Origin of the sequence: Exiguobacterium sp. s131, assembly GCF_018617345.1 — a bacterium.
Lineage (GTDB): Bacteria > Bacillota > Bacilli > Exiguobacteriales > Exiguobacteriaceae > Exiguobacterium > Exiguobacterium profundum.
In genome coordinates, this window is record NZ_JACSJX010000001.1 from 1712962 (window position 1) to 1736079 (window position 23118).

The 23118-nt window shown below is 47.0% G+C and carries 23 protein-coding genes and 1 other annotated feature; of the genes, 3 read left to right on the plus strand and 20 right to left on the minus strand.

Annotated features, from left to right (window positions below):
- Positions 1 to 134: 134 nt before the first annotated feature.
- Together spxA and KNO69_RS08900 are read right to left on the minus strand one after the other, a co-directional pair.
- Positions 135 to 533: a transcriptional regulator SpxA gene (spxA, locus tag KNO69_RS08895; protein ID WP_015881217.1), complete on the minus strand. Its 399-nt coding sequence runs from the start codon at positions 531 to 533 to the stop codon at positions 135 to 137.
- 177 nt (positions 534 to 710) lie between these two features.
- Positions 711 to 848 (minus strand): hypothetical protein, encoded by a 138-nt coding sequence (locus KNO69_RS08900; protein WP_015881216.1) that lies wholly within the window; start codon positions 846 to 848, stop codon positions 711 to 713.
- Positions 849 to 1070: 222 nt separating this feature from the next.
- Here KNO69_RS08900 and KNO69_RS08905 point away from each other — a divergent pair, with 222 nt between their 5' ends.
- Positions 1071 to 1604, plus strand: a complete 534-nt coding sequence (locus KNO69_RS08905; RefSeq protein WP_214730890.1) for an HD domain-containing protein — start codon at positions 1071 to 1073, stop codon at positions 1602 to 1604.
- 76 nt (positions 1605 to 1680) lie between these two features.
- Here the strand turns inward: KNO69_RS08905 and KNO69_RS08910 are convergent, their stop codons facing one another.
- The 5 genes from KNO69_RS08910 to KNO69_RS08930 all read right to left on the minus strand — a co-directional run bounded on the left by KNO69_RS08910 (position 1681) and on the right by KNO69_RS08930 (position 7606).
- The gene (locus tag KNO69_RS08910; RefSeq protein WP_074037423.1) at positions 1681 to 2631 is read right to left on the minus strand and encodes an ABC transporter ATP-binding protein; all 951 of its coding nucleotides are present in this window, start codon (positions 2629 to 2631) and stop codon (positions 1681 to 1683) included.
- Entirely contained in the window at positions 2631 to 3704 is a 1074-nt protein-coding gene (locus tag KNO69_RS08915) for an ABC transporter ATP-binding protein (protein WP_015881213.1), read from the minus strand. Before KNO69_RS08915 ends, KNO69_RS08910 begins: the two co-directional genes overlap by 1 nt.
- A 24-nt stretch (positions 3705 to 3728) precedes the next feature.
- Positions 3729 to 4754, minus strand: coding sequence for an oligopeptide ABC transporter permease (gene opp3C, locus KNO69_RS08920; RefSeq protein WP_074037425.1), 1026 nt, complete (start codon positions 4752 to 4754; stop codon positions 3729 to 3731).
- Positions 4754 to 5680, minus strand: coding sequence for an oligopeptide ABC transporter permease (gene opp3b / locus KNO69_RS08925; protein WP_214817415.1), 927 nt, complete (start codon positions 5678 to 5680; stop codon positions 4754 to 4756). Before opp3b ends, opp3C begins: the two co-directional genes overlap by 1 nt.
- A gap of 306 nt (positions 5681 to 5986) precedes the next feature.
- Complete coding sequence (locus tag KNO69_RS08930) at positions 5987 to 7606, minus strand: peptide ABC transporter substrate-binding protein (protein ID WP_074037428.1); 1620 nt, start codon at positions 7604 to 7606, stop codon at positions 5987 to 5989.
- A gap of 269 nt (positions 7607 to 7875) precedes the next feature.
- Here KNO69_RS08930 and KNO69_RS08935 point away from each other — a divergent pair, with 269 nt between their 5' ends.
- Both KNO69_RS08935 and trpS read left to right on the plus strand, forming a co-directional pair.
- On the plus strand, positions 7876 to 8244 hold the full coding sequence (locus KNO69_RS08935; protein ID WP_159562017.1) for a DUF3899 domain-containing protein: 369 nt from the start codon (positions 7876 to 7878) through the stop codon (positions 8242 to 8244).
- Positions 8245 to 8286: 42 nt separating this feature from the next.
- Positions 8287 to 8495: a binding site (T-box leader), on the plus strand.
- 50 nt (positions 8496 to 8545) lie between these two features.
- The gene (trpS, locus tag KNO69_RS08940) at positions 8546 to 9547 is read left to right on the plus strand and encodes a tryptophan--tRNA ligase (protein ID WP_214817418.1); all 1002 of its coding nucleotides are present in this window, start codon (positions 8546 to 8548) and stop codon (positions 9545 to 9547) included.
- A gap of 102 nt (positions 9548 to 9649) precedes the next feature.
- Here the strand turns inward: trpS and KNO69_RS08945 are convergent, their stop codons facing one another.
- The 13 genes from KNO69_RS08945 to alaS all read right to left on the minus strand — a co-directional run bounded on the left by KNO69_RS08945 (position 9650) and on the right by alaS (position 22928).
- Positions 9650 to 11308 carry a peptide ABC transporter substrate-binding protein gene (locus tag KNO69_RS08945; protein ID WP_214817421.1) on the minus strand — a complete coding sequence of 553 codons (1659 nt, stop codon included), beginning with the start codon at positions 11306 to 11308 and terminating at the stop codon, positions 9650 to 9652.
- Positions 11309 to 11510: 202 nt separating this feature from the next.
- Positions 11511 to 13043, minus strand: coding sequence for a peptide ABC transporter substrate-binding protein (locus KNO69_RS08950; RefSeq protein ID WP_214817423.1), 1533 nt, complete (start codon positions 13041 to 13043; stop codon positions 11511 to 11513).
- 66 nt (positions 13044 to 13109) lie between these two features.
- On the minus strand, positions 13110 to 14342 hold the full coding sequence (gene fabF / locus KNO69_RS08955; RefSeq protein ID WP_214813879.1) for a beta-ketoacyl-ACP synthase II: 1233 nt from the start codon (positions 14340 to 14342) through the stop codon (positions 13110 to 13112).
- Positions 14339 to 15298: a beta-ketoacyl-ACP synthase III gene (locus KNO69_RS08960; RefSeq protein WP_078146596.1), complete on the minus strand. Its 960-nt coding sequence runs from the start codon at positions 15296 to 15298 to the stop codon at positions 14339 to 14341. The genes fabF and KNO69_RS08960 overlap by 4 nt, the downstream gene beginning before the upstream one ends.
- 85 nt (positions 15299 to 15383) lie before the next feature.
- Entirely contained in the window at positions 15384 to 16085 is a 702-nt protein-coding gene (gene mtnN / locus KNO69_RS08965) for a 5'-methylthioadenosine/S-adenosylhomocysteine nucleosidase (protein WP_015881203.1), read from the minus strand.
- Between the two features lie 54 nt (positions 16086 to 16139).
- Positions 16140 to 16613: a transcription elongation factor GreA gene (gene greA / locus KNO69_RS08970; protein ID WP_015881202.1), complete on the minus strand. Its 474-nt coding sequence runs from the start codon at positions 16611 to 16613 to the stop codon at positions 16140 to 16142.
- A 67-nt stretch (positions 16614 to 16680) separates the two neighbouring features.
- The gene (udk, locus tag KNO69_RS08975; RefSeq protein WP_031421468.1) at positions 16681 to 17316 is read right to left on the minus strand and encodes a uridine kinase; all 636 of its coding nucleotides are present in this window, start codon (positions 17314 to 17316) and stop codon (positions 16681 to 16683) included.
- 16 nt (positions 17317 to 17332) lie between these two features.
- Positions 17333 to 17974 carry an O-methyltransferase gene (locus tag KNO69_RS08980; protein WP_214817886.1) on the minus strand — a complete coding sequence of 214 codons (642 nt, stop codon included), beginning with the start codon at positions 17972 to 17974 and terminating at the stop codon, positions 17333 to 17335.
- 62 nt (positions 17975 to 18036) lie between these two features.
- Positions 18037 to 19179, minus strand: a complete 1143-nt coding sequence (mltG, locus tag KNO69_RS08985) for an endolytic transglycosylase MltG (protein WP_078146595.1) — start codon at positions 19177 to 19179, stop codon at positions 18037 to 18039.
- Between the two features lie 68 nt (positions 19180 to 19247).
- On the minus strand, positions 19248 to 19544 hold the full coding sequence (locus KNO69_RS08990; protein WP_078146594.1) for a DUF1292 domain-containing protein: 297 nt from the start codon (positions 19542 to 19544) through the stop codon (positions 19248 to 19250).
- 13 nt (positions 19545 to 19557) lie between these two features.
- Positions 19558 to 19980, minus strand: coding sequence for a Holliday junction resolvase RuvX (gene ruvX / locus KNO69_RS08995; RefSeq protein WP_015881197.1), 423 nt, complete (start codon positions 19978 to 19980; stop codon positions 19558 to 19560).
- A gap of 1 nt (position 19981) precedes the next feature.
- Positions 19982 to 20248, minus strand: a complete 267-nt coding sequence (locus KNO69_RS09000) for an IreB family regulatory phosphoprotein (protein ID WP_015881196.1) — start codon at positions 20246 to 20248, stop codon at positions 19982 to 19984.
- A 37-nt stretch (positions 20249 to 20285) separates the two neighbouring features.
- A complete protein-coding gene (gene alaS / locus KNO69_RS09005) occupies positions 20286 to 22928 on the minus strand; it encodes an alanine--tRNA ligase (protein ID WP_214817425.1) in 2643 nt (880 codons plus the stop codon).
- Between the last annotated feature and the right edge of the window lie 190 nt (positions 22929 to 23118).

Sequence of the window (23118 nt, forward strand, 5' to 3'; positions counted from 1 at the left end):
ATAAGGAGGAGAGGGGAAATTGTCTTGTTATCTTTGTACCCTTTTTAACATCGTTCAATCTAGATGAAGGGTTATAACTTTATTTTATAGGAAATAATCGATAATAAAAAGCACACTGCTTAAACAGTATGCTCTCATTCATTCACAAGTCGCTGGGCTTCCTGTAATTGGAACGTCCGAACTTTACGTGGCAAGAATCGACGAATCTCATCTTCGTTATATCCGACCTGTAAACGTTTCTCATCAATCAGAATCGGACGACGTAAAAGACCTGGATATTCTTGAATCAAATCGTAAAGCTGTTGAAGAGATAGCGCATCAACAGACACATCGATTTTAGAAAAGACTTTCGAGCGAGTCGAAATGATTTCATCCGTCCCGTCTTCTGTCATACGTAAAATTTGTTTAATCTCATTCAATGAGAGCGGTTCTGAAAATATGTTTCGTTCTGTAAACGGGATATCATGTTCTTCGAGCCAAGCCCGTGCCTTTCGGCAAGATGTACAGCTTGGAGACGTATAAAGTGTGACCATTTTTCTTCCTCCCTGATCGAGTATGCGTCCATCTTTTTAAGTGACTCTATTTGTATACCCAAATTCGCATCCACTTAATTATAGTAATTCTTATTTATCAAAACTTCAATGATATTCTTTATCAATCAGATATGAAAAGAGGGCGCATTCGTTGAATGCGACCTTGAACGACCTAACTTAAGACGCAGGGATTCGAGAAACCGGTTGAGACACCGTCTCTTTCCCTGGCTTGACTTGTAAGTCTTTCAACTTTTTCTTCAATACTTCTTTCAAAAGTCTCTTTTTCTCTCGCAGAACTTTGTCACGTTCTTTCATGGCCTCTCACCCCCATACAGCGTAAGGAACCGACCGAGCATTACCGATTCTGAAAATCTTGAAGTTGCACTATATCTACATTTAAATTATAGCACACTCGTTTGTGAAATGTGAATCATTCTTACACGTTCATCTCAATTTTACACGGATATCATTTGCAATGACTTGAAGAAACCTGTATAGTTTATAGAAATAACCTTTTTATTTTAAAGGAGGAGAGCGATGATGAGAATCACTTTAGAAACGATTATGAAACATCCGGTTACCCAAAAATATTTAACTCGATCTGGCTTAAAACATGCGGTCGACGTCTGTGAACGCGCTCTCGAAATGGCAACGAAACGTGGCCTTGATACAGATTTGGCGACGAAAGCTGCGCTTCTTCATGATATCGGACACTATGAATGGTATACAGAAGGTAAATGGAATTATGATTTGTATCGTCAGAACGACATCCATGCGATTAAGGGGGCCGAACGTGCCCACAAATTATTGATTCGTTTAGGGGAAGATCCAGCCCGAGCAAAAGAGATTTCTGTCATGATTCTCTTGCACACGGATTCCTACCTACCACCGAGTCGTATTCAACGAACTCCACTTCAACAGCTCGTCCATGACGCGGACACGTATGTGGAGCAGCCAGGCGGTCTTCATCATTACGAGACAATGGAAATTGAAGATGCGTTAGCTCGCGTCCGTCAAATCGACGCCATCGTGGAACGTCTTTCTAATTTACCACGCATCTCGAACGGATAATCAGTCACCTACTTTAATAGGTGATTTTTTTGTGCAAAAAAATCCTGACTCAATAAATGAGTCAGGATTGATTTCGTTATACGAGTTGCGCTTTATACGCTTCGTACTCTTCGTCTGTGAGCGAGACATAGTGCCCCGGCTCAACTTCGCGAAGTGGCGGGATACTTGAATCTTCATCTGAACGTCCGACTGGACCTTTCGATGTCGATTCATATACGATCCGTTTACGTGTACGCTCATGCTCTGGGTCTGGAAGCGGAATCGCTGAAAGGAGCGATTTCGTATAGGCATGAATTGGGTTCTCATAAAGGCGATCTGCTGTTGCAAGCTCTACGAGGTGACCTTGATACATAACACCGATACGGTCAGAGATGTATTTAACCATCGATAAATCGTGAGCGATGAACAAATACGTCAAATCGCGATCGCGTTGCAATTCTTTCATCAAGTTGACGACCTGCGCTTGAATCGAAACGTCAAGTGCAGAAATCGGCTCATCGGCGATGATGAAGTCCGGTTCAACCGCAAGAGCACGGGCAATCCCGATACGCTGACGCTGACCACCTGAGAATTCATGTGGATAACGGCTCGCGTGCTCTTTCGTCAAACCAACTGTTTCAAGAAGGTCATATACGCGATTCATGCGGTCTTCTTTCGTCTTCGCAAGACCGTGAATATCGATTCCTTCTGCGATGATATCGGCGACTGTCATACGCGGATTGAGCGAAGCGTATGGATCTTGGAAAATCATTTGCATCGCACGGTTGAATTTCAACTTGTCTGCCTTCGATTTTTTTTCGTGGACGTTTTCGCCTTTGAACACGACATCGCCATCCGTCGCGTCGTAGAGACCGATAATCGTACGTCCTGTCGTTGACTTCCCACAACCAGACTCACCTACGAGTCCAAGCACTTCACCTTTGTAAATGTCAAATGAAATCCCGTCGACCGCTTTGACAACGCGACCACGACCAATTTTAAAGTGCTGCTTCAGGTTTTTTACCTCGAGTAATTTCTCGCGTTCCATTATTCAGCACCACCTTTCGTAAACGATTTTGCGAACGCACTGTCTGGACGATATTTGAGAGCGAGTTCACGAATCGCGCGTGGCGGGTTCACCGCTGGCGCTTGCGGATGTAATAACCAACTCGAAGCGAAGTGTGTATCGCTTACTTGGAACATCGGCGGCTCTTTCTCAAAATCAATCTTCATCGCGTATGGATTACGCGGTGCGAATGCATCCCCTTTTGGAGGATCGAGCAAGTTTGGAGGCGTACCCGGGATTGCCGGTAACGCTTCATTGCGGTCATCTGTCGGACGCGGCATCGAACCGAGAAGTCCCCATGTGTATGGGTGACGTGGCTCATAGAAAATCTCATCAACCGTTCCTTTTTCAACGAGACGTCCCGCATACATAACAGCAACACGGTCAGCCATGTTCGCAACAACGCCAAGGTCGTGCGTGATGAAGATAATCGCTGTGCCGGTCTTTTGCTGAATGTCTTTTAACAATTCAAGAATCTGCGCTTGAATCGTTACGTCGAGTGCTGTTGTCGGTTCATCGGCAATCAACACTTTCGGGTTACATGCGAGTGCGATCGCAATAACGATCCGTTGTCGCATCCCACCAGAAAGTTGGTGTGGATACTGTTTCAAGCGCGCTTCAGGGTTTGGAATCCCTACAAGTGTCAACAATTCGAGCGTACGTTTCTTCGCATCCTCGCCCGTTAACCCTTGGTGCTGTTTCAACCCTTCTGCGATTTGCTTGTAAATTGTCATCGTCGGGTTGAGCGATGTCATTGGGTCTTGGAAAATCATTGCGATGTCGCGACCCCGAATTTTAAGCATTTCTTTTTCCGAAAGTTTCGCCAAGTCTTTTCCTTCGAACATGATTTCTCCGTTCGTGATTTCACCTGGAGGGTTCGGAATGAGACGCATAATTGCCTTCGAAGTAACGGATTTACCCGAACCCGATTCTCCTACGATGGCGAGCGTCTCGCCTTTTTTCAAATCAAACGAAACACCACGAACAGCCTGAACTGTTCCTGCATATGTGTGGAACGAGACCTCTAAGTCTCGGACTGATAAAATCGTTTCCATGCACGAGTCCCCCTCTTTCTTTTTTTATTTACGCATTTTCGGATCGAACGCATCACGCAAGCCATCGGCAAGCAAGTTGAAGCTGACCATGAGCAAGACGATGATGATAGACGGGATAATAAGAAGGAACGGGAAAGTCCGTAGTTCTTTGTATCCATCGTTGATCAACGTACCAAGTGATGCCTGTGGTGGTTGAAGCCCGATTCCGATAAAGCTGAGGAATGCCTCGAAGAAGATGGCAGATGGAATCGTGAACATGAGTGTGATGATAATGGCACCCAATGTGTTCGGAATTAAATGTTTGAAAATCAAGCGTCCACTTGAAGCACCGAGTGTACGAGCTGCCAAGACGAACTCTTGGTTTTTGAGTTTGAGAATCTGTCCTCGAACGAGTCGACTCATCCCAATCCAACCGGTGATGGCCATGGCAAGGATGATGGTGAAGACACCTGGGTCAAAGATCAAGATGAACAAGATGATCAAAATCAAGTTAGGTACACCTGTCAAGATTTCAACAATACGTTGCATGATGTTATCTGTACGTCCACCGAAGTAAGCTGAAATACCACCGTATGCAACTCCAATGATTGTATCGATGATGGCTGCGACTAAACCGATAAAGAGGGAGATTCGTGTCCCTTCCCAAATCCGCGACCAAAGATCACGACCGAGATAATCGGTACCAAACCAGAAGTTTTCTTCTACATTCTTCTGTTCGTAGAAGTCGATTTCACGACCTCCAAGTGTTGCCAACCCATCAAATCCAGCCCATTCAAGTCCAGTGACTTTAGGCGGTAGTTTTGCTTGCGAGATGTTCTGTTCGTATGCATCTCGGCTTGAGAGCATCGGTCCAAACAAAGCGAGTGCGACGAGAATTAAAATAATCGAGAGCGAGATGATAGCCGCCTTGTTTTTCTTTAGGCGCATCCATGCATCTTGCCAAAAGTTCAAACTTTTTCCGGCAATCCGCTCACCAAGCTGTTCATTCATTTCAACTGGTGTGAACATGTCTTGGTCGAACTGTTCGTAATTCTTTTTGTTTTCAATCATCAGTTATTCCCCCCAAGACGAATACGTGGGTCCACAACCCCATAGAGCAAGTCGACAAGTAAAATGATAATAATGAATAGGGCCGAGAAGAAGAGTGTCGTGCCCATGATGACAGAGTAATCATTCAACGTGATTGACGTAACGAACAATTCTCCAAGACCAGGTACTGCGAAAATTTTCTCGATAACGAATGTACCCGTTAAAAGTCCAGCTGTCATCGGTCCAAGAATCGTGATCGCTGGGATCATCGCGTTACGTACCATGTGTTTCCATACGATGGCGTTACCCGTCAATCCTTTCGCTTTCGCGAGCGTGACATAGTCTTGTCCGGTTACTTCTAACATCTCGGTTCGGACGAAACGGGCAATTGCTGCCGTAACCCCGAGCGATAACGAGATGGTTGGTAAGATCGTATGAGCTGGAGATTCCCAGAATGCTACCGGAAGCAACTGTAATTTTACCCCAACATAGTACTGAAGGAGGGCTGCAAAGACGAATGATGGGACGGAAATCCCGATTACCGATACGAACATTGAACCATAGTCAATTGCCGTATTGTGACGAATCGCCGCAACAACACCCAACAATACACCTAATAGAGTTCCAAGTACTAATGCCTGAACCCCTAATTGTGCCGATGGACCAATTCGTTCCATAATCAACTCAGTTACTGGACGGTTAGCCGTACGGAACGATACGCCAAGGTCACCTTGTAGCATGTTTCCAATGTACGTCGCATAGCGGACCGGAAGCGGATCATTGAGTCCGTAGCGGTCATTCAACAATTGAATTTGTGTTTCTGTCAGTTTTTCCTGGTTCTGATAAGGCGAACCTGGGAGCAGGTCCATCAGGAAGAACGTGAACGTGGCAATCAAGAAGAACGTGATGAGGCCGTAAGTCAGCCGTTGTAGGATATAACGTCCCATGAATAAAAACCCCCTGTTTTGTCTAATTCTTTCTACTACTTGCACCAACAGCTTCACTATGACATATGACCTATTTTTCAAATTCACAAAATGAAAGGAATTTTCTGAAAGAATAGCTTATACGTCATCTCAAGGCTCTTAGTACAGCGACTGAAAATAAAGAAAATTCTTTTCAGAGATTATTCTGAATTTTCACTGTTACTACATTATACTTTACCAACAAAACATTTGAACAGTATTTTCTCATACTTCGCTAGAATTTTTTAGAAAATTGGGGACATGCGGTTAGCATGCCCCCTTCTTCCATTACTTAATATCAACGTATTTGTACTGGTAATCAGCACCAAATAATTGACGGTTGAAGTTCTCGACATTTGGACGGATCAAGTATGCCACACCAGCTTGGTAGATTGGCATGATTGCTTGATCTTGTTCAATCAAGAGGGCTTCAGCTTCTTTGAACAAGTCGTAACGTGCATCGATGCTTGTTTCAGCAGATGCTTCATCAATCAACTTGTCATACTCAGATGACGAGTAGTTGATGTCGTTTTGTCCATTGTCTGAAGTGAAGATACCAAGGTTCGTAAGCGGATCTTGGTAGTCAGGTCCCCAAAGTGCGAATGACATTTGGTAGTCCCCTTTTGCTTCACGCTCAAGTTTGTTGTTGAAAGGTTGTTGAGCGATCTCAACCGTTACGTTCGGCAAGTTCGACTCGATTTGACCTTTCATGTACTCAGAGATTTGTTTCGATACTTCACTGTCGAACGAGAGGAGTTCGATTGTTGTTGCTTCTCCACCGGTTACTTCTTCCCAAAGTGAAGCAGCTTCTTCAGTGTTTGTTTTGAAGTATTCCACGCCTTCTGTATAATCCGTTCCGTCTTCATACTTGATGAAGTCTTTCGGGATGAATGACGTCGTTGCTACTGAACCATTGTTCAAGAGCTGATCGATAATTCCTGATGGGTCGACTGCACGTGCGATTGCTTTACGTGCATTTACATCAGAGAAAAGTTCATCTTCATGGTTAAACTTGAAGTAACCAACTGCAGAACGAAGACCTGTGTTGTAATCTTCATCCTCTTGGAATGCTGCGACTTGCTCTGATGCGAGACCAGCATAGTCGACATCGCCCGCTTCATACAAGTTGACGACTGTAGATGTTTCTTTAACAACTTTCACATCAACAGAGTCGAGAGCAACATTTTCTGCATCCCAATATGATTCGTTTTTCGTTAAGACATAGCCTTGTTCACGATCCCATTTAGTCCATGTGAACGGTCCGTTATAAAGAAGGTTTTCAGGACCAGTCGTGAAGTCTTCACCTTTTTCTGTAGCGAATGCTTCGTTGATCGGAGTGAATGTACCGAACGAAGTAAGTGAAAGGAATGATGGGTCTGGACGCTCGAGTGTAACTTCGAGTGTCTTCTCATCGATTGCTTTTACGCCAAGCTCTTCTTTTGGTGTGTCACCAGTGTTGATTGCTTCAGCGTTTTTAACTGTGTTCATGATGTATGCGTACTGTGAGCCTGTTGCAGGATCAACAGCTCGTTGCCAAGCGTAAACAAAGTCGTTTGCTGTGACCGGTTCCCCGTTTGACCATTCAGCATCACGAAGTTTGAACGTGTAAACCGTTTCGTCTTCGTTTACTTCTGGTTCGCCTTCAGCAAGTGCCGGGACGGCATTTCCATCTTTATCAAGACGGTAAAGACCTTCCATTGTGTTGGCGATCAAGTTGAATGCGACCGCGTCTGTAGCAAGAGCCGGATCGGCTGTTGTGATATCTGACGTATCCGTCAAACGAAGAACTTTCTCTCCGTTTGAAGAAGAACCGCCGCCATCAGAGTCTCCGCCTGTCGAACAAGCTGCGAGAACTGAACCGAGTGCCAAGATGATTGTCATCATGAGCAAAATCGATTTTTTCTTCATTGCGATTTCCCCTTTCGTTTTAAAAAACTAGCCGATCGTCGAATAAACATCTTACTTTTTCTTTAATTTTCTGAATATTTCATAAAGTATTCGACGAAAGAACGTTAGGGCTATTGTAAGAAATTTTTAATATAACTGTCAACTATTGAATAAAACGCTCTCATTTGATTTAACATTCTTACTCGCTTTTTGCCCTACCTTCCTAGTATCATAGAAGAAACACGGAATGTTGACGCATTCCCTCTAACGCTCGAAAGGAGATTACATCGTTGAAAAAGTTTCGAAATATATTGATTGTTTGGGGGATTGTCACACTTTTCTATACGGTGTGGTCAATTTTTTCCTATTTTCGAACTGAGTCCTTCACGTTTCATTTGAGTGGCGGCTTGTTCGTTTCAGGTATTCTGATATTTGCCATCGGGATGTTCTCCCATATGAGTGCAACAGGTCTATTTGACGGAATCATGTACGGATTTAAGCGTAATCGACGTGCAAAGTTGAAAGAAATTGACGCGGACTATGAAGAAGATGAGGAAGAAGAACCGGAAGATCGACAACTCCGTAAACAATCGGCTTGGAACTGGGTGTATGTCGGAGTTGGAAGTATCGCTCTCTCATTTCTCGTCGCTTTGATTTAATCTTTTCGTCACTTGAATCCTGTGCTAAACTAAATGCAGAATAAGAACACTTGGATGAAGACAAGTAATTCAATTCCCCTTTTCCTCAGAGAGTCTACGGTGCTGTGAGTAGATGAAAAGTTATTGAATGAATGGACTTCGGAGTGGCTCGCCTGAACAAAAAGTATGGCGAGACGGTTCACGCCCGTTAACGCGTTCAAGTGGCATAGTATATGCAAATTTGGGTGGCACCGCGGTTATTCGTCCCGATTTATTCGGGAGGACGACTGCGGTTTTTTATATTTTTCGGAGGTGTATTCACATGGCAACGATTTTTTCAGGAATCAAACCGACCGGCGTCGTGACGCTTGGGAACTACCTTGGCGCGATGAAACAATTCGTCGACCTACAAGACGACAACAATGCCTATTATTGTATCGTCGATTTACATTCAATTACTGTTCAACTCGACCGTGTCGAGCTCATGAACAACACGCGAAAATTAGCAGCACTTTATCTCGCGTCCGGTCTCGACCCGGAGAAAGCGACGATTTTCGTACAGTCTGAAGTAAAAGCACACGCTCAACTTGGTTGGATGTTAACTTGTATCGCCGGCATGGGCGAGCTCGGTCGTATGACGCAGTATAAAGACAAGTCGCAAGGCAGCGAGAATGTAGGCGCAGGGTTGTTCGTCTACCCGACGCTCATGGCTTCTGATATTTTGTTATACAATACGGAACTCGTTCCAGTCGGAGACGACCAAAAGCAACACATCGAACTTACTCGTGACTTGGCGGAACGCTTTAACAAACGTTATTACGAGACATTCACGATGCCGGAACCACTCATTCAAAAAGAAGGCGCTCGGATCATGTCTCTCACGAATCCCGTGAAGAAGATGTCTAAATCGGATACGAATGCCAAAGGATATATCTCGATGCTCGATGAGCCGAATGTCATTCGCAAGAAAATCAAGAGTGCCGTCACAGATTCGAGTGGTGTCATCTCATTTGATTGGGAGAACAAACCAGGGATTTCAAACTTGTTGGAAATTTATTCACTCTCTACCGGCACTTCAATTGATGACCTCGTCAAGCAATATGAGAATTCGAACTACGGAACATTTAAACAAGATGTGGCTGAAGCGGTCGTTGCCCTGCTTGAACCAATTCAAACGCGTTATCACGAGTTGATTGATTCACCAGAACTCGATGAAATCCTTGATGCCGGTCGCGTGAAGGCTGAAGCCGTCGCGAACAAGAATCTCGCAAAAATCGAGAAAGCGATGGGTCTCAGTCGCAAGCGTGTCAAAGTGAAAAAGTAAATGATGTTAAAAAGAACGCTCAGCTGAGCGTTCTTTTTTGTATCAAATATCTACATAAAAAGAGAGACAGGCGTCCCTGTCTCTCTTCGTAAGATGATTTGATTATTCTTTGCCTTCGATTGAAGCCCACTTGTAAGAGTAGTCCGCACCGAATGCGTGCTCAACGATTCCCTTAACGTAAGGTTTCGTGAGGCGAGCTGATCCACGTTGGTAAACTGGCGAGATTGCGTTCTCTTCAAGAACGATTTTCTCTGCAGCTTGAAGGTCAGCCCAACGCTGTTCAGAATCTGTGCTTGATTTCGCAGATTCGATCAACTTATCGAATTCTTCATTCGACCACTTACCACGGTTGTATGGTCCGTCAGTGACGAAGAGGTCAACGAATGTCATTGGGTCTTGGTAGTCAGGTCCCCATCCAGCGAATGTGAACTCGAACTCACCTTTGTTCTCAAGGTCAAGTTTGTTGTTGAACGGTTGTTGCTTGATTGAAACCGAAATTCCTGGAAGGTTCTTCTCAAGTTCACCTTTGATGAACTCACCGATTTGCTTCGCAGACTCTGAGTCATAGTTGAGGAGCTCAAGCTCAACTTTGTCTGTTCCGAGCTCTTTAAGCCCTTCTTCCCAAAGTTTTTGAGCTTCTTCCACGTTGTATCCACCGATATCGCCGTTCGCTTCACGGAAGTCTTTACCGTCAGGACCTGTTACGAAATCTTTTGGTACGAGGTAGTTCGCAGGAATCGAACCGTTCGCAAGAAGCGTTTCTGAGATTGCTGCTTTATCATACGCTTTGTCAATCGCGTTACGGATTTTTTGGTTGTTAAGTTCTTCCACAGCCGTGTTGAACTGGAGGTAGAAGAGTGTTGGTTCAACGACAGTTGAGAACTCTTCGCTGTCTTGATACTGGGCTACGAGCTCAGAAGTCAAGCCTGTGCGGTCCACGTCACCGTTCTCATACAAGTTAACACCTGTTGATACTTCTTTGACGACTTTAACGTTGATTTCTTCAAGTTTAACTGCTTCAGCATCCCAATAGTCTTCGTTCTTGACCATCTTCCAGCCTTGCTCGCGCTCCCAGCTGTCGAGTTTGAACGGTCCGTTGTAGAGAGTCGTCTCTGCAGATGTACCGAAGTTCTCGCCTTGCTCTTTGTCGAATGACTCGAGTTTTGGCATGAATACGCCGAAGCTAGTCAATCCGAGGAAGTAGTCAGCTGGTGCTGTCAATTTAACTTCAAGTGTTTGATCGTCGATTGCTTTAACGCCTACAGCATCGCGCTCGCCTTCACCTGTGTTGTACGCTTCTGCGCCTTCGATGATTGACATAACGTATGCATATTGTGATGCGTTATCTGGGTTGAGTACTTCTTTCCAAGCGTATTCGAAGTCGTTCGCTGTGACAGGCTCCCCGTTTGACCAAGTCGCGCCTTCACGGATTTTGAACGTGTACGTTTTCCCGTCCTCTGAAACTTTGTGGTCTTCAGCCATACCCGGAGTCGGGTTGTCTTCTTTGTCCATACGGTAGAGACCTTCGTTAACGTTGTTTAAGACGTTGAACGATACAGCATCTGTTGCGAGTGTCGGGTTAAGTGAAGGAATATCTGAACTGTCGAGCAAGTTGAGGACTTGCGCTTCGTCTGCAGAACCTTCCGAACCTGATCCATTTGAAGACCCTGTTTCTTCTTCCCCTGTCGAACATGCAGCTAGGAATGCACTAGATAGAAGTGTAACCGATGATGCTAAAGCAAAACCTTTTTTCTTATTCATTGCGATGACCCCCTGATTTTTTCGTTTTAACGAAGTGAATGATGGTAGAAAATTCAGTCATTTCTTCTGACAGTATTTGTTACCAAAATCCCGTTGATGCAATAATACAATATTCTGATAATTTTGCAAAGTGTTTATTTTGATTTTTCTAAAAAATTTTATCTATAGTCAAAAAGCCCGCCTACAGTGGCGGGCTTTTAGCTCAATTTTCGTATTTTTTCGCAAAGGTTAGGACATATGAAGGACCGATGACCGGAAAACCGATATGGTCATAACCTTTCTCGATCACATAAGAACGTCCAGCTTGATAGATTGGCATAACAACAGCCTCTTCTAACAGCTGTGCCTCCGCTTCTCGGAAGATCTCATTTCGCTCTTCCAATCGGTCCGTCGCGCGAGCCTGATCCATTAATTGATCATATGGTTCGCTGGCATATCGACTTGAATTCAACACGTCGTTTGTTTCAAATTGAGTCAAATAGGCGGATAACATCGGATCGTCCGGTTGCCAGCCTGATAGAGAAAACGCATAATCCCCTGAGACTTCTTTCCTAACTTTTTCTCCTAAGGGGAGCTCGATGACGTTAACGGTCAAACCATCCAACTGTTCCAAATTCTTCTTTAATTGTGCGGAGATTTGACGCGCTTCGTCATCGACAAAGCTGAGCAGCTCGATTTCGAGTTCATCTTTCTTCAGCCGTTTCTTCACGGTGTCAAACAATTGGTCGGCGTTTCCTTCCAATTGTGCGATCGCATCCTCTTGGTCGATGACGAGTAATCGTTCTGTCGTCTGTTCCGCTCGCGCGAGTGAATCCTCGATTTCCGACCGCTCAAGCGTCAATGCGATGGCTTGTCGGAACGCTACATCATTAAACGGGGCTTTTTTAACATTCGGCTTTAAATAAAAGACTCCACTTCGTGGAACGTCCTGTACGTTCAAAATTTCCTTATCAATCGTGGAAACGTCAAAATCGTATGGGACGGGTTGCATCCCTGTCGCTTCCGTCAAGTTCGCTTCACTATTAATGGTAATCGTTTCAAGCGTGACCTGTTCAGCTTCTCGGTACGTTTCATTTTTATGTAACGAGATGGTCGTATCTCCGATTGCCTTGATTTTAAATGGACCGTTCGTCTCTAGTTCTTCCCATGCTTCCACATTTGGTTGAGGTAAAAATGCGGGCATCGCCAAAATCTGTTCGAACCCTTCCATCGGACGGACAAGAGTCAACTCGAGCGTCCGGTCATCGATTGCCTTGACCCCTAGCGTATCCGGTTCTTGTTGGCCAAGTCCGATTTCTTTTGCGGATTGAACATCTGCTAGTAAGAAGCTGAACGGTGAATTCGTATCAACGTCCACGAGTTTTTGGAAGTGATCGACGAATGTTTGCGCGTCAATCGCATTCCCTTCTGTCGTCACACTCTCTTTTAATGTGAATGTATAGACCGTTCCATCTTCGGATCGCTCTAACTTCTCAACGAGCGCTGGTTCGATGGACCCGTCTGCTCCGAATCGATACAGGCCTTCATAGAGATGGGACAGGATTGTTTGAGATGACGGATCGATTGCTAGCATGACATCCGGCTGAGTCGGAAGTGACTCCCCGTAAATCGTCAATTGTTGTTCTTCTACTGGTACTAGTTTGCGTGACTGCTCTCGTTGTTCGTTCCAAATAAATAAAAAAAGGATAAGGACTGAACCTAACAAGGCGGCCACGATGAATGATTTCTTTTTCATTCGTTGCACTCCTTTCTGTTAGACCAACCCTTATACCCTAACCTTTTTTATGTGTTTTTTCTACCGTCAGTTCATCACTTTTGCAAATGCGAGTGTCGCATTGTGGCCCCCGAAGCCGAGTGAGTTACTGAGTGCATAACGAATGTCAAGTTCCCGATTTCCTTCACGTACATAATCCAAATCACAATCTGCTGCTGGTGATTCGCAGTTAATCGTTGGATGAATCTTGCCTTCGTGAATCGATAATGCTGTGATGACGGCCTCGACGCCACCTGCACCACCAAGAAGGTGACCGATCATCGATTTTGACGAGTTGACGGCGAGCTTATCAGCGTGTTCCCCGAACACACGACGAATCGCTTTCGTCTCGAGCATATCGTTGAGTGGTGTACTCGTTCCGTGCGCGTTAATGTATTGAACATCTTCTGGCGTGATTCCGGCGTCTCGAATCGCCTCACTCATCGCTTTTGATCCGCCCTCAGCTTCAGGGGATGGTGCTGTGATATGGTAAGCATCCGAACTCATCCCATATCCAACAACTTCAGCGTACATTTTCGCACCACGTGCTTTTGCATGTTCATACTCCTCTAAGACGAGCACCCCGGCTCCTTCACCCATGACGAATCCGTCACGGTTTTCATCGAACGGACGGCACGCCGTGTTCGGGTCTGGATTCGTTGAAAGGGCTTTGTTTGAACAAAAACCTGCGAACGAGAGTGGTGTGATTGGCGCTTCCGCTCCACCTGCGAACATGGCGATCGCATCTCCACGTTGAATGACACGGAACGCTTCCCCAATGGAGTTCGTCCCTGACGCACAAGCCGTCACGGAACAGTTGCTCGGTCCTTTTGCTCCAAGATAGATGGATACTTGTCCGCTCGCCATGTTCGGAATCATCATCGGAATGAAGAACGGGCTGACGCGACGTGGTCCACGGTCATGCAAGATGGCAGACTGTTTGTCAATCGTCTCGACGCCACCAATTCCGCTCCCGATCCAAATCCCGACATCGTCCGCGATCGCTTTCACATCGAGTCCGCTGTCTTTATGGGCAGCGTCTGCCGCAAGTAAAGAATATTGGATGAAGGAATCCATCTTACGCGCTTCCTTCGGTTCGACTAAATGATCGATGTTCCATTCCTTCACTTCCGCCCCGACCTTGGCCGGGTATTGACTGATGTCGATCTTCGTCAACGTATCAATCGCGTTATCCCCTTTTAACAGGCGATCCCACATTGTTGAGACATCGTTTCCTAATGGTGATACGACTCCTAATCCTGTCACTACTACTCGTTTCATAAATGATTCCCCTCCGTAATGGTTGCGTGATTCCATGTCAGGCAGCTAGCCCCCCACGTGAGCCCAGCACCAAATCCTGCGATGACGACCGTTTGTCCATCTTGGATTTTGCCAGACTTGACCGCCTCGGCCAATGCGAGTGGAATGGAAGCTGCTGATGTATTCGCATGGTCTTGAATGGTCATGACCACTTTCTCTTCTTCTAAGTGTAACCGTTCCATCGCAGCGTCGATGATTCGACGGTTCGCCTGGTGTGGAACGAGGACGTCAAGATCTTCCAACGTCTTGTCTGCTTTGTCTAGCGCTTCAAGCACGATTTCGGGCATCTTCCGAACGGCAAACTTGAAGACTTCGCGACCGTTCATGACGATTTTACCTTCTTCATTCTCATACAGATGTTTTCCACCTGTCCCGTCACTTCCGAGCACAAGTGAGTCAATTGAAGCGATCTCGTCTTCCCCGAGCACGACAGCCCCTGCTCCGTCCCCGAAGAGGACAGCCGTCGATCGGTCATCCCAATCAATTAGACTTCCCATCTTCTCTGCGCCAATGACGAGCGTCTTTTTAAATCCTTTCGAATCCATGAGACTCTTCGCCGTGTCCATCGCGAAGATGAAGCCGCTACATGCCGCGCTCACGTCGAAGGCGACAGCGGCTTTCGCTCCGAGATTCGCCTGCACCACACATGCGGTTGCCGGGAAGGCTGGTGCTGTAGCCGTCGCACAGACGATCGCTTCAATCTCATCGATTGCGACGCCCGCGCTCTGTAACGCCCGTTCAGCGGCACGTGTCGCCATATCCGCGACCGTCACATCACCCTCAGCCAAATGACGTGCCTCGATGCCTGTACGTGTACGAATCCACTCATCGCTCGTATCCATTCGTTTTTCTAAATCGATATTTGTCACCCGATTGTCCGGTAAGAACGACCCGATGCCGATGATTCCAATATTCATATCGTCGACCCCTATTCTTAGTATCTGGTACTAATATAAGGGAATAAAAAGAGGATGTCAATGCATCCTCCTCGTGTAGACTGGATTAAGCTTGTTCTAAACGCTTCGTGACAGCCATGACCATCTTCGCAGAATTGATCGATGCTGTCTCCAAGAACTCATCAAACGACAGATTCGCTTCTTCGTCCGCACTGTCTGAAATCGAGCGTGTGACGACGAACGGGACACCAAACTGATAGCACGTTTGGGCGATCGGAGCAGCCTCCATTTCGACGGCTGCGACGCCATCGAAATGACCGAGGATGTCCGCCACGCGTTTCGAATCGTTGATGAACGAATCTCCTGTCACGATCAATCCCTGGTGCACGTTCACGTCCGGCAAGTTTTCAATGACATCTTTACAGACGCTGACGAGCTTGGCATCCGCCTCATACGCCGGCGGCATGCCTGGTACTTGTCCGTATTCATATCCGAATGCCGTCACGTCGACATCGTGATGACGAACTTCCGTCGAGACGACGACGTCTCCGACTTTCATTCCCTTTTTAAAACCGCCGGCAGAACCCGTATTGATGACAACGTCCGGTTTGAACTTATCAATCAAAAGTGTCGTACCGATGGCTGCATTGACCTTCCCGATGCCTGACTTCAAGATGACAACTTGCATGTTTCCAAGATAGCCCTCATAAAAATGATAGTTCGCGATTTCAGTGTCTACTCGTTCTGTCAACTCGTTCCGAAGTAAATTCACTTCTTCTTCCATCGCGCCGATGATGCCTACTTTCATTCCGTTTCCTCCTCAGAAAGAGAGCGACTTCCAAATAGGAGGTCGCTCAACAATTTATTTGATTTCTTTAATTTCGACGACCATGTCGCCACCTGGTGTTTGCACCGTGACCACATCACCAATCGTACGACCAAGAAGTGCCTTGGCGATCGGTGATTCGTTCGAGATTTTCCCTGTGAACGGGTCTGCCTCAGCTCCACCAACGATTGTATACGTCTCGTCTTCATTATCTTCTTGGATGAAGAACGTTACCGTCTTCCCGATTGAGACAACCGAGTTATCGCCTGCATCATCTTGAATGATGACCGCGTTACGGAGCATCTCTTCTAATTGTGCGATGCGTCCTTCGACCATCGCTTGTTCTTCTTTCGCCGCGTCATATTCCGCGTTCTCTGACAAGTCACCGAAGTCACGAGCAATCTTAATATTTTCAACGACTTCTTTACGGCGGACCGTCTTCAGTTCGTTTAATTCATGTTCGATTTTCGCTTTTCCGTCTAACGTCATATAGTGTTGTTTTTCAGCCATTTCTGTCACTCCTTCATTGTCTCCTAGTATATTACAGCTAGGGTTGAATTGAAAACGATTTATTTCCTCAAGCGCGATTGCGCTCAGTGAGCACCCAACGGATTTTTGTCACGAGTAAATCGATTGCAACAAAGTTTTCTCCGCCTTCAGGAACGATGATGTCTGCATAACGCTTCGTCGGTTCACAGAACTGCAAATGCATCGGGCGGACGACATTCGTGTACTGCGCCACGACCGAGTCGATTGAACGTCCACGTTCATTGATATCACGCTGCATGCGACGCAAGATTCGAACGTCCGCATCTGTATCCACGAACACTTTAATATCCATCAATTCACGCAAACGTGCATCCTCGAGTGCCAAGATTCCTTCGACGATGACGACATCGACGGGCTCGATCAAGATGGTTTCACTTGAACGCGTGTGAGCCGCATAGTCATAGACCGGCTTCTCAATCGCCTGATGTTGTTGTAACTGTTGGATATGTTCAATCAACAAATCGTTATCAAAGGCGAAGGGGTGGTCGTAGTTCGTCTTGTACCGCTCCTCCATGGTCATCTCTGATTGATCCTTATAGTACGCGTCTTGCTCGATCATGACGACCGATTGACCTTGAAACGCATCGACGAGAGCGCGGGCCACGGTCGTTTTTCCTGATCCGGTACCCCCGGCCACGCCAATAATGACGGGTTTATGTTGCATCAAAGTTAAGTCCTCCTCATCGTAATTTACGACTGATTGCTAGGCCATCACCAAGGGGCAAAATTGCAGTATGATAATCGGTCCGTGCCATCAATTGCTCAGTAAACTGCTTCACGAGACGAACGAGCCGGCGTCGGCGTCGGTCTAAAACCGACACGTCCTCTAGCAAGACGTCCCCTCGTAAAAACAAATTATCGCTGTAAATCGTACCACCAATTGGTACTAAAGCGCCATACCCATCAAAAAATTTTTGATATTGTCCTTTTGCCGCATCAATAAACACGGCATCGAATTCACCTTCAATCGATCCAATCAATTCGACGGCATCACCGTGAATGAGCGTAATCCGATCGCGAACATCCGATCGATTGATGAATCCCGTCGCCTCTTCAAAACGACGAGCATTTCGCTCGATTGTGACGATTTCTGCATCGGGTAACAACTCCGCCATGCGAATGGCACTATAGCCGAAGGCCGTCCCCACTTCGAGAATTCGGGTCGGCCGTTGCATCGCCAATAAGGAGAGCAATACTTCCGAACCCGTCAAATCCATGATTGGGACGTGATGGACACGCGCGAACGCCTCCATCTCCGTCAATAGCGGGGAGCGGTCATTGATCAGTTTTTCTACATATCCCTCATAGGATGCATGGTCCACTCGTTCCACCTCTTAACTCTCTTCATTCAAACGACCGGAAGCATCCGCTTCCGGTCGTCCCATCAATTACTGTTTGCTTCTTCAAACGCTTCCCATTCGGAACGGTACTTATTGACGTTTTGTTGGTGATCCTCATAGTCGACCTCGAACAAGACTTCCCCGTTCGGGAACCCTTCACGTGGAGGGCGCGCGTAGAAGTAAATGTTCTCCGTATCGTTCGGGTTGAGCACCGCCTCAAATGCGTCACGGCTCACGGCCGCAATCGGTCCGATCGGAATGCCTTCATAACGATACGTGTTATATAGAGAGTCGTTCTCTAAGTCCGCGAATGAAGTGAAAATCGATGTTTCCCCCGTTCCGTACCAGACGGTCGGGTCAGATTGTAACTTCATTCCGTCATTTAAGCGATTCTCAAACACACCGGCAATCTCTTTGCGGTCTTCCGTTGACACCGCCTCTTTCTCGACAACGGATGCGAGCGCGAGCGTCTCATGGAACGTACGTCCTGAATCGGCTAAACGATCTTTGTATTCTTGATACATACTTTCGGTTGGCAGTAACATCTCATCGATGATTTCATTGAGCGTTACGCCTTTATTGAATTCATATGTGGCTGGGAACAGGTATCCTTCAAGCGGATGATAGATGCCTTCCTGCAAGACTTCCTCCGTCAACATTTCATGCTCGTTTACGAGAGACTGAATGTATTCACGGTCGCTCAACTGCTCAGAAATCTCTTCTTTCGGGATTTCGGCCACTTTCGCAAGTCGCGCAATCACCTGGTCAATCGTGAATCCTTCTGGAATGACGAGCTTGATATCAGGGACCACAATGACTTTACCTGTTTGCAACGTTTCAATCAATTCATCGATTGATTGTGACGGAGATAACGTATACGTCCCCGCCTGGAACGACGATTCGTTCTTAAAGCGTGTATAGAAACGGAAAATCGTGCTACTCCTTACAAGCCCATTCTCTTCTAGTAATTCACCAATGTATCCCGAACCGGCACCGAGCGGGACTTCAATCTCGACCGTTTCAGTCGAAGTTGGGTCAATCGGTTCGATGGAACGCTTCACAAAGACATATGCGAGCGCCGACCCTGTGGCAATGACGAGAAGGAAGATGGCCAGGATGACAACCGTGATACGACGGACGATCCGGTTGCGGGCACGTTTCTCATCTGACATAGATGGATGATTCATGCATTTCTCCCCTGTTCTTTTTATAAAGAGAGGCGACGAGGGACATTCCCTAGCCGCCCGTCCCCTATTTAGTCTAGACCGACTTCGTCATTGACGATGTCGAATGCTTCCATGACCTCTTCGAAGTCTTCATCGTCTTCGACGAGCTTCAAGATGAATTCGCCATCTTCAAGTTCTTCAATTTCAAATGCGTATACTTCAATCGTATCTTCGTCTTCTGTCTCTGGTGCGCCGACCGGTTCAAGTACGACAAATGTCTTTTTCGAACGGTCGCTCGTCATACGGAAAATTTCTGCAAATAAATGTTCGTCTCCATTTTCATCTGGAATACGGTACATTTCTTCTTCACGACGGATTTCTGCCATGAGAGATTCCTCCTTATTTCCCGGAACGATCCAGGTAGTTTTGTAAAATCATCACGGCCGCCATTTTGTCGATGACCGCTTTTCTCTTTTTGCGGCTGACATCTGCTGAAATGAGCATCCGTTCCGCTTGCATCGTCGTTAATCGTTCATCCACCAACACACAAGGTAAACCCGTCTGTTCTGTGAACGCCTCGGCAAATGCCTCGGACGCCTCACCGCGCGGGCCGACTGTCCCATTCATGTTTTTCGGGTGACCGACGACGACTTCTTTCACATCGTACTGCTCGATGAACGGACGAAGGAGACGGACAGCTTCGTCAAAGTCAGGTTCGGTCCAGTAGACCGTCTCCACACCTTGCGCCGTCCATCCCATCAGGTCACTCACCGCGACACCAATCGTCTTCGATCCGACATCGAGTCCCATGACTCGCTTCATATTAATCCTCTCTACGATCGTTCAAATACGATTTGACCAACTCTTCGAGAAGTTCATCCCGTTCAATTTTGCGAATCAAGTTTCGCGCATCATTATGACGTGGAATGTAGGCAGGGTCACCTGACAGTAAGTATCCCACGATTTGATTGATCGGTTGATAACCTTTTTCCTCGAGTGCTTGATATACCGTAATCAGCGTCTCACGTGTGTTAGCACGTTGATCATCTTCTGGAAAATTGAATTGCATCGTGCGATCCATTTGGCTCACAAGAATCCACCTCTTTCCGTTTGCACTTCACACTCTATTATGCCAGTGATTCGACGTAATGTGAAGCAAACTTCAATGCTTCGTCCAGTTTTGTTGCATCACGGCCACCTGCTTGTGCCATGTCTGGACGACCGCCACCGCCACCACCGCAGCGTGTCGCGACTTCTTTAATCAGTTTTCCGGCATGGAAGCCACGGTCGTTCAGGTCTTTCGTCACACCTGCGACGAGGTTGACCTTCTCCCCATTTGCCGACCCAAGGATAATCACGGCAGAACCGAGTTTCCCTTTCAAGTCGTCGACCATGCTGCGAAGGGCATCCATGTCTTGTCCATCGACGCGTTTCGCAATCAATTGGACGCCGCCAATCGTTTCGATCGCATCCGTTAATGAAGATGCCTCGATGTTGGCAAGCTTCGCTTTAAGCGATTCTGAAGCACGCTCGACTTCTTTGATTTCAGCTTGAAGTGCTTGTACGCGTGCAGGAACTTCAAGTGGTTTCGTCTTCAACAACTTCGCTGTCGCTTCGAGCGTTTCGATTTGCTGGTTCATCACTTCATATGCGCCAGCTCCTGTGACCGCTTCAATTCGACGCGTCCCAGCGCCAATCCCTGATTCAGACAAGATTTTAAAGAGTCCGATTTCAGCCGTGTTGGAGACGTGAATCCCACCACAAAGCTCAACCGAGTAATCCCCTGCTGATACGACACGAACGACATCACCATACTTCTCGCCGAAGAGTGCCATCGCGCCTTTTGCTTTCGCATCCGCAATGTTCATCTCTTCGATATCGACACCGATCGATGCCCAAATCTTCTCGTTCACTTGACGCTCAATGGATTGAAGCTCTTCTGATGTCACTTGACCGAAGTGAGAGAAGTCAAAACGAAGACGGTCTGGTGTCACGAGTGAACCGGCCTGGTTGACGTGCTCCCCGAGCGTATCTTTGAGTGCGCGGTGCAAGAGGTGCGTCGCCGTGTGGTTCTTGACGATGGCTTGACGCGATGCTTGGTCGACAGAAGCCGTGACGGCTACTTCCGCTTTCGCCACACCTGACTCGACCGTGACTGTATGCAAGTTCTGTCCGTTCGGTGCTTTCGACACATCTTTTACGCGAAGAAGGAAGTCTTCTCCGACGATTTGTCCTTTATCACCGATTTGACCGCCGCTCTCAGCGTAAAATGGTGTCTGATCGAGGATGACTTGTGCCTCTTCCCCTGCAGCGACGACGTCAGCGAGTTCGCCGTTGTGAATCAAGCTGATGATTTTTGCGTTCGTCTCAAGGTTGTTATAACCGAGGAAGGTCGACGTCATCGTGATATCTGCAAGCACACCCGACTGAATCTGCATCGATTCTACGTCAGCACGCGCTTGACGTGCACGTTCACGTTGCTCGTTCATCGCTTCTTTGAAACCATCTTCATCGACCGTCATCTGATGGTCTTCTGCGTATTCGATTGTCAATTCTAGCGGGAAGCCATACGTGTCATAAAGACGGAATGCATCTTGACCGCTGATGATGTTTGACCCAGCAGCTTTTTGTGCTTTTGCGACTTCGTTCAAAATCGCGAGTCCGTCGTTCAACGTCTCGTGGAAACGCTCTTCCTCGTTTTTAATGACTTTCTTGATAAAGTCTTTCTTCTCGTTCACTTGCGGGTAGAAGTCGACCATGATGTCACCGACGACGTCGACGAGCTCATACATGAACGGACGCTCAATACCAAGCATCTTCGCATAGCGGACCGCACGGCGGAGAAGACGACGGAGGACATAGCCACGTCCTTCGTTCGATGGGAGTGCCCCGTCACCGATTGCGAACGATACCGTACGGATGTGGTCCGCGATGACTTTGAACGCAACATCCTTGCTGCTGTCTTGACGATATACGTCGCCACTGATTTTTTCAGTTTCACGAATGATCGGCATGAAGAGGTCGGTATCGAAGTTTGTCGGTACGTCTTGAAGGACGCTCGCCATCCGTTCGAGTCCCATCCCTGTATCAATGTTTTTACGCGGAAGCTCTGTGTAGTTTCCGTGTCCGTCATGGTTATATTGGCTGAACACGATGTTCCAAATTTCAAGATAACGCTCGTTCTCCCCACCCGGATAAAGTTCAGGGTCTGTCGGGTCGTCCCCGAATGCTGGACCACGGTCAAAGAAGATTTCCGTGTTTGGACCAGATGGACCTTCACCGATTTCCCAGAAGTTATCTTCTAGCGGGATGATGCGGTCAGCTGGCATGCCAAGGTTCATCCAGATTTGTTTTGACTCTTCATCGTCTGGGTGAATCGTGACGGAGAGACGGTCCGGATCGAGTCCGTACCATTCGTCGCTCGTCAACAGTTCCCATCCCCATGTGATTGCTTCTTCACGGAAGTATTCACCGACTGAGAAGTTCCCGAGCATTTCGAAGAACGTATGGTGACGTGCTGTCTTCCCGACGTTTTCGATATCGTTCGTACGAATCGATTTTTGAGCGTTGACGATCCGTGGGTTCGCTGGGATGACACGTCCATCAAAATATTTTTTCAATGTCGCAACACCTGAGTTGATCCACAACAAAGTCGGATCTTCGACCGGTACGAGTGAAGCACTCGGCTCCACGCTGTGCCCTTTTGATTTGAAGAAATCTAAGTACATTTGGCGAATCTGTGCGCCAGTCAATGATTTGAGCGGTTTCATGAACAATTCCTCCTTATTTCTGAACGAAACGAAAAAAAAGCGATGCCTGCCCCTGTGGAAAGGGACGAAAGCATCGCTTCGTGGTACCACCCTCGTTCGCACGGTATACACCATGCCTCGAACATCCGTTAACGTGGATGAGGCGCCCAGGTTGAGTGGGGACTCCAGAATAGCTTCGGCCGGCCGACCT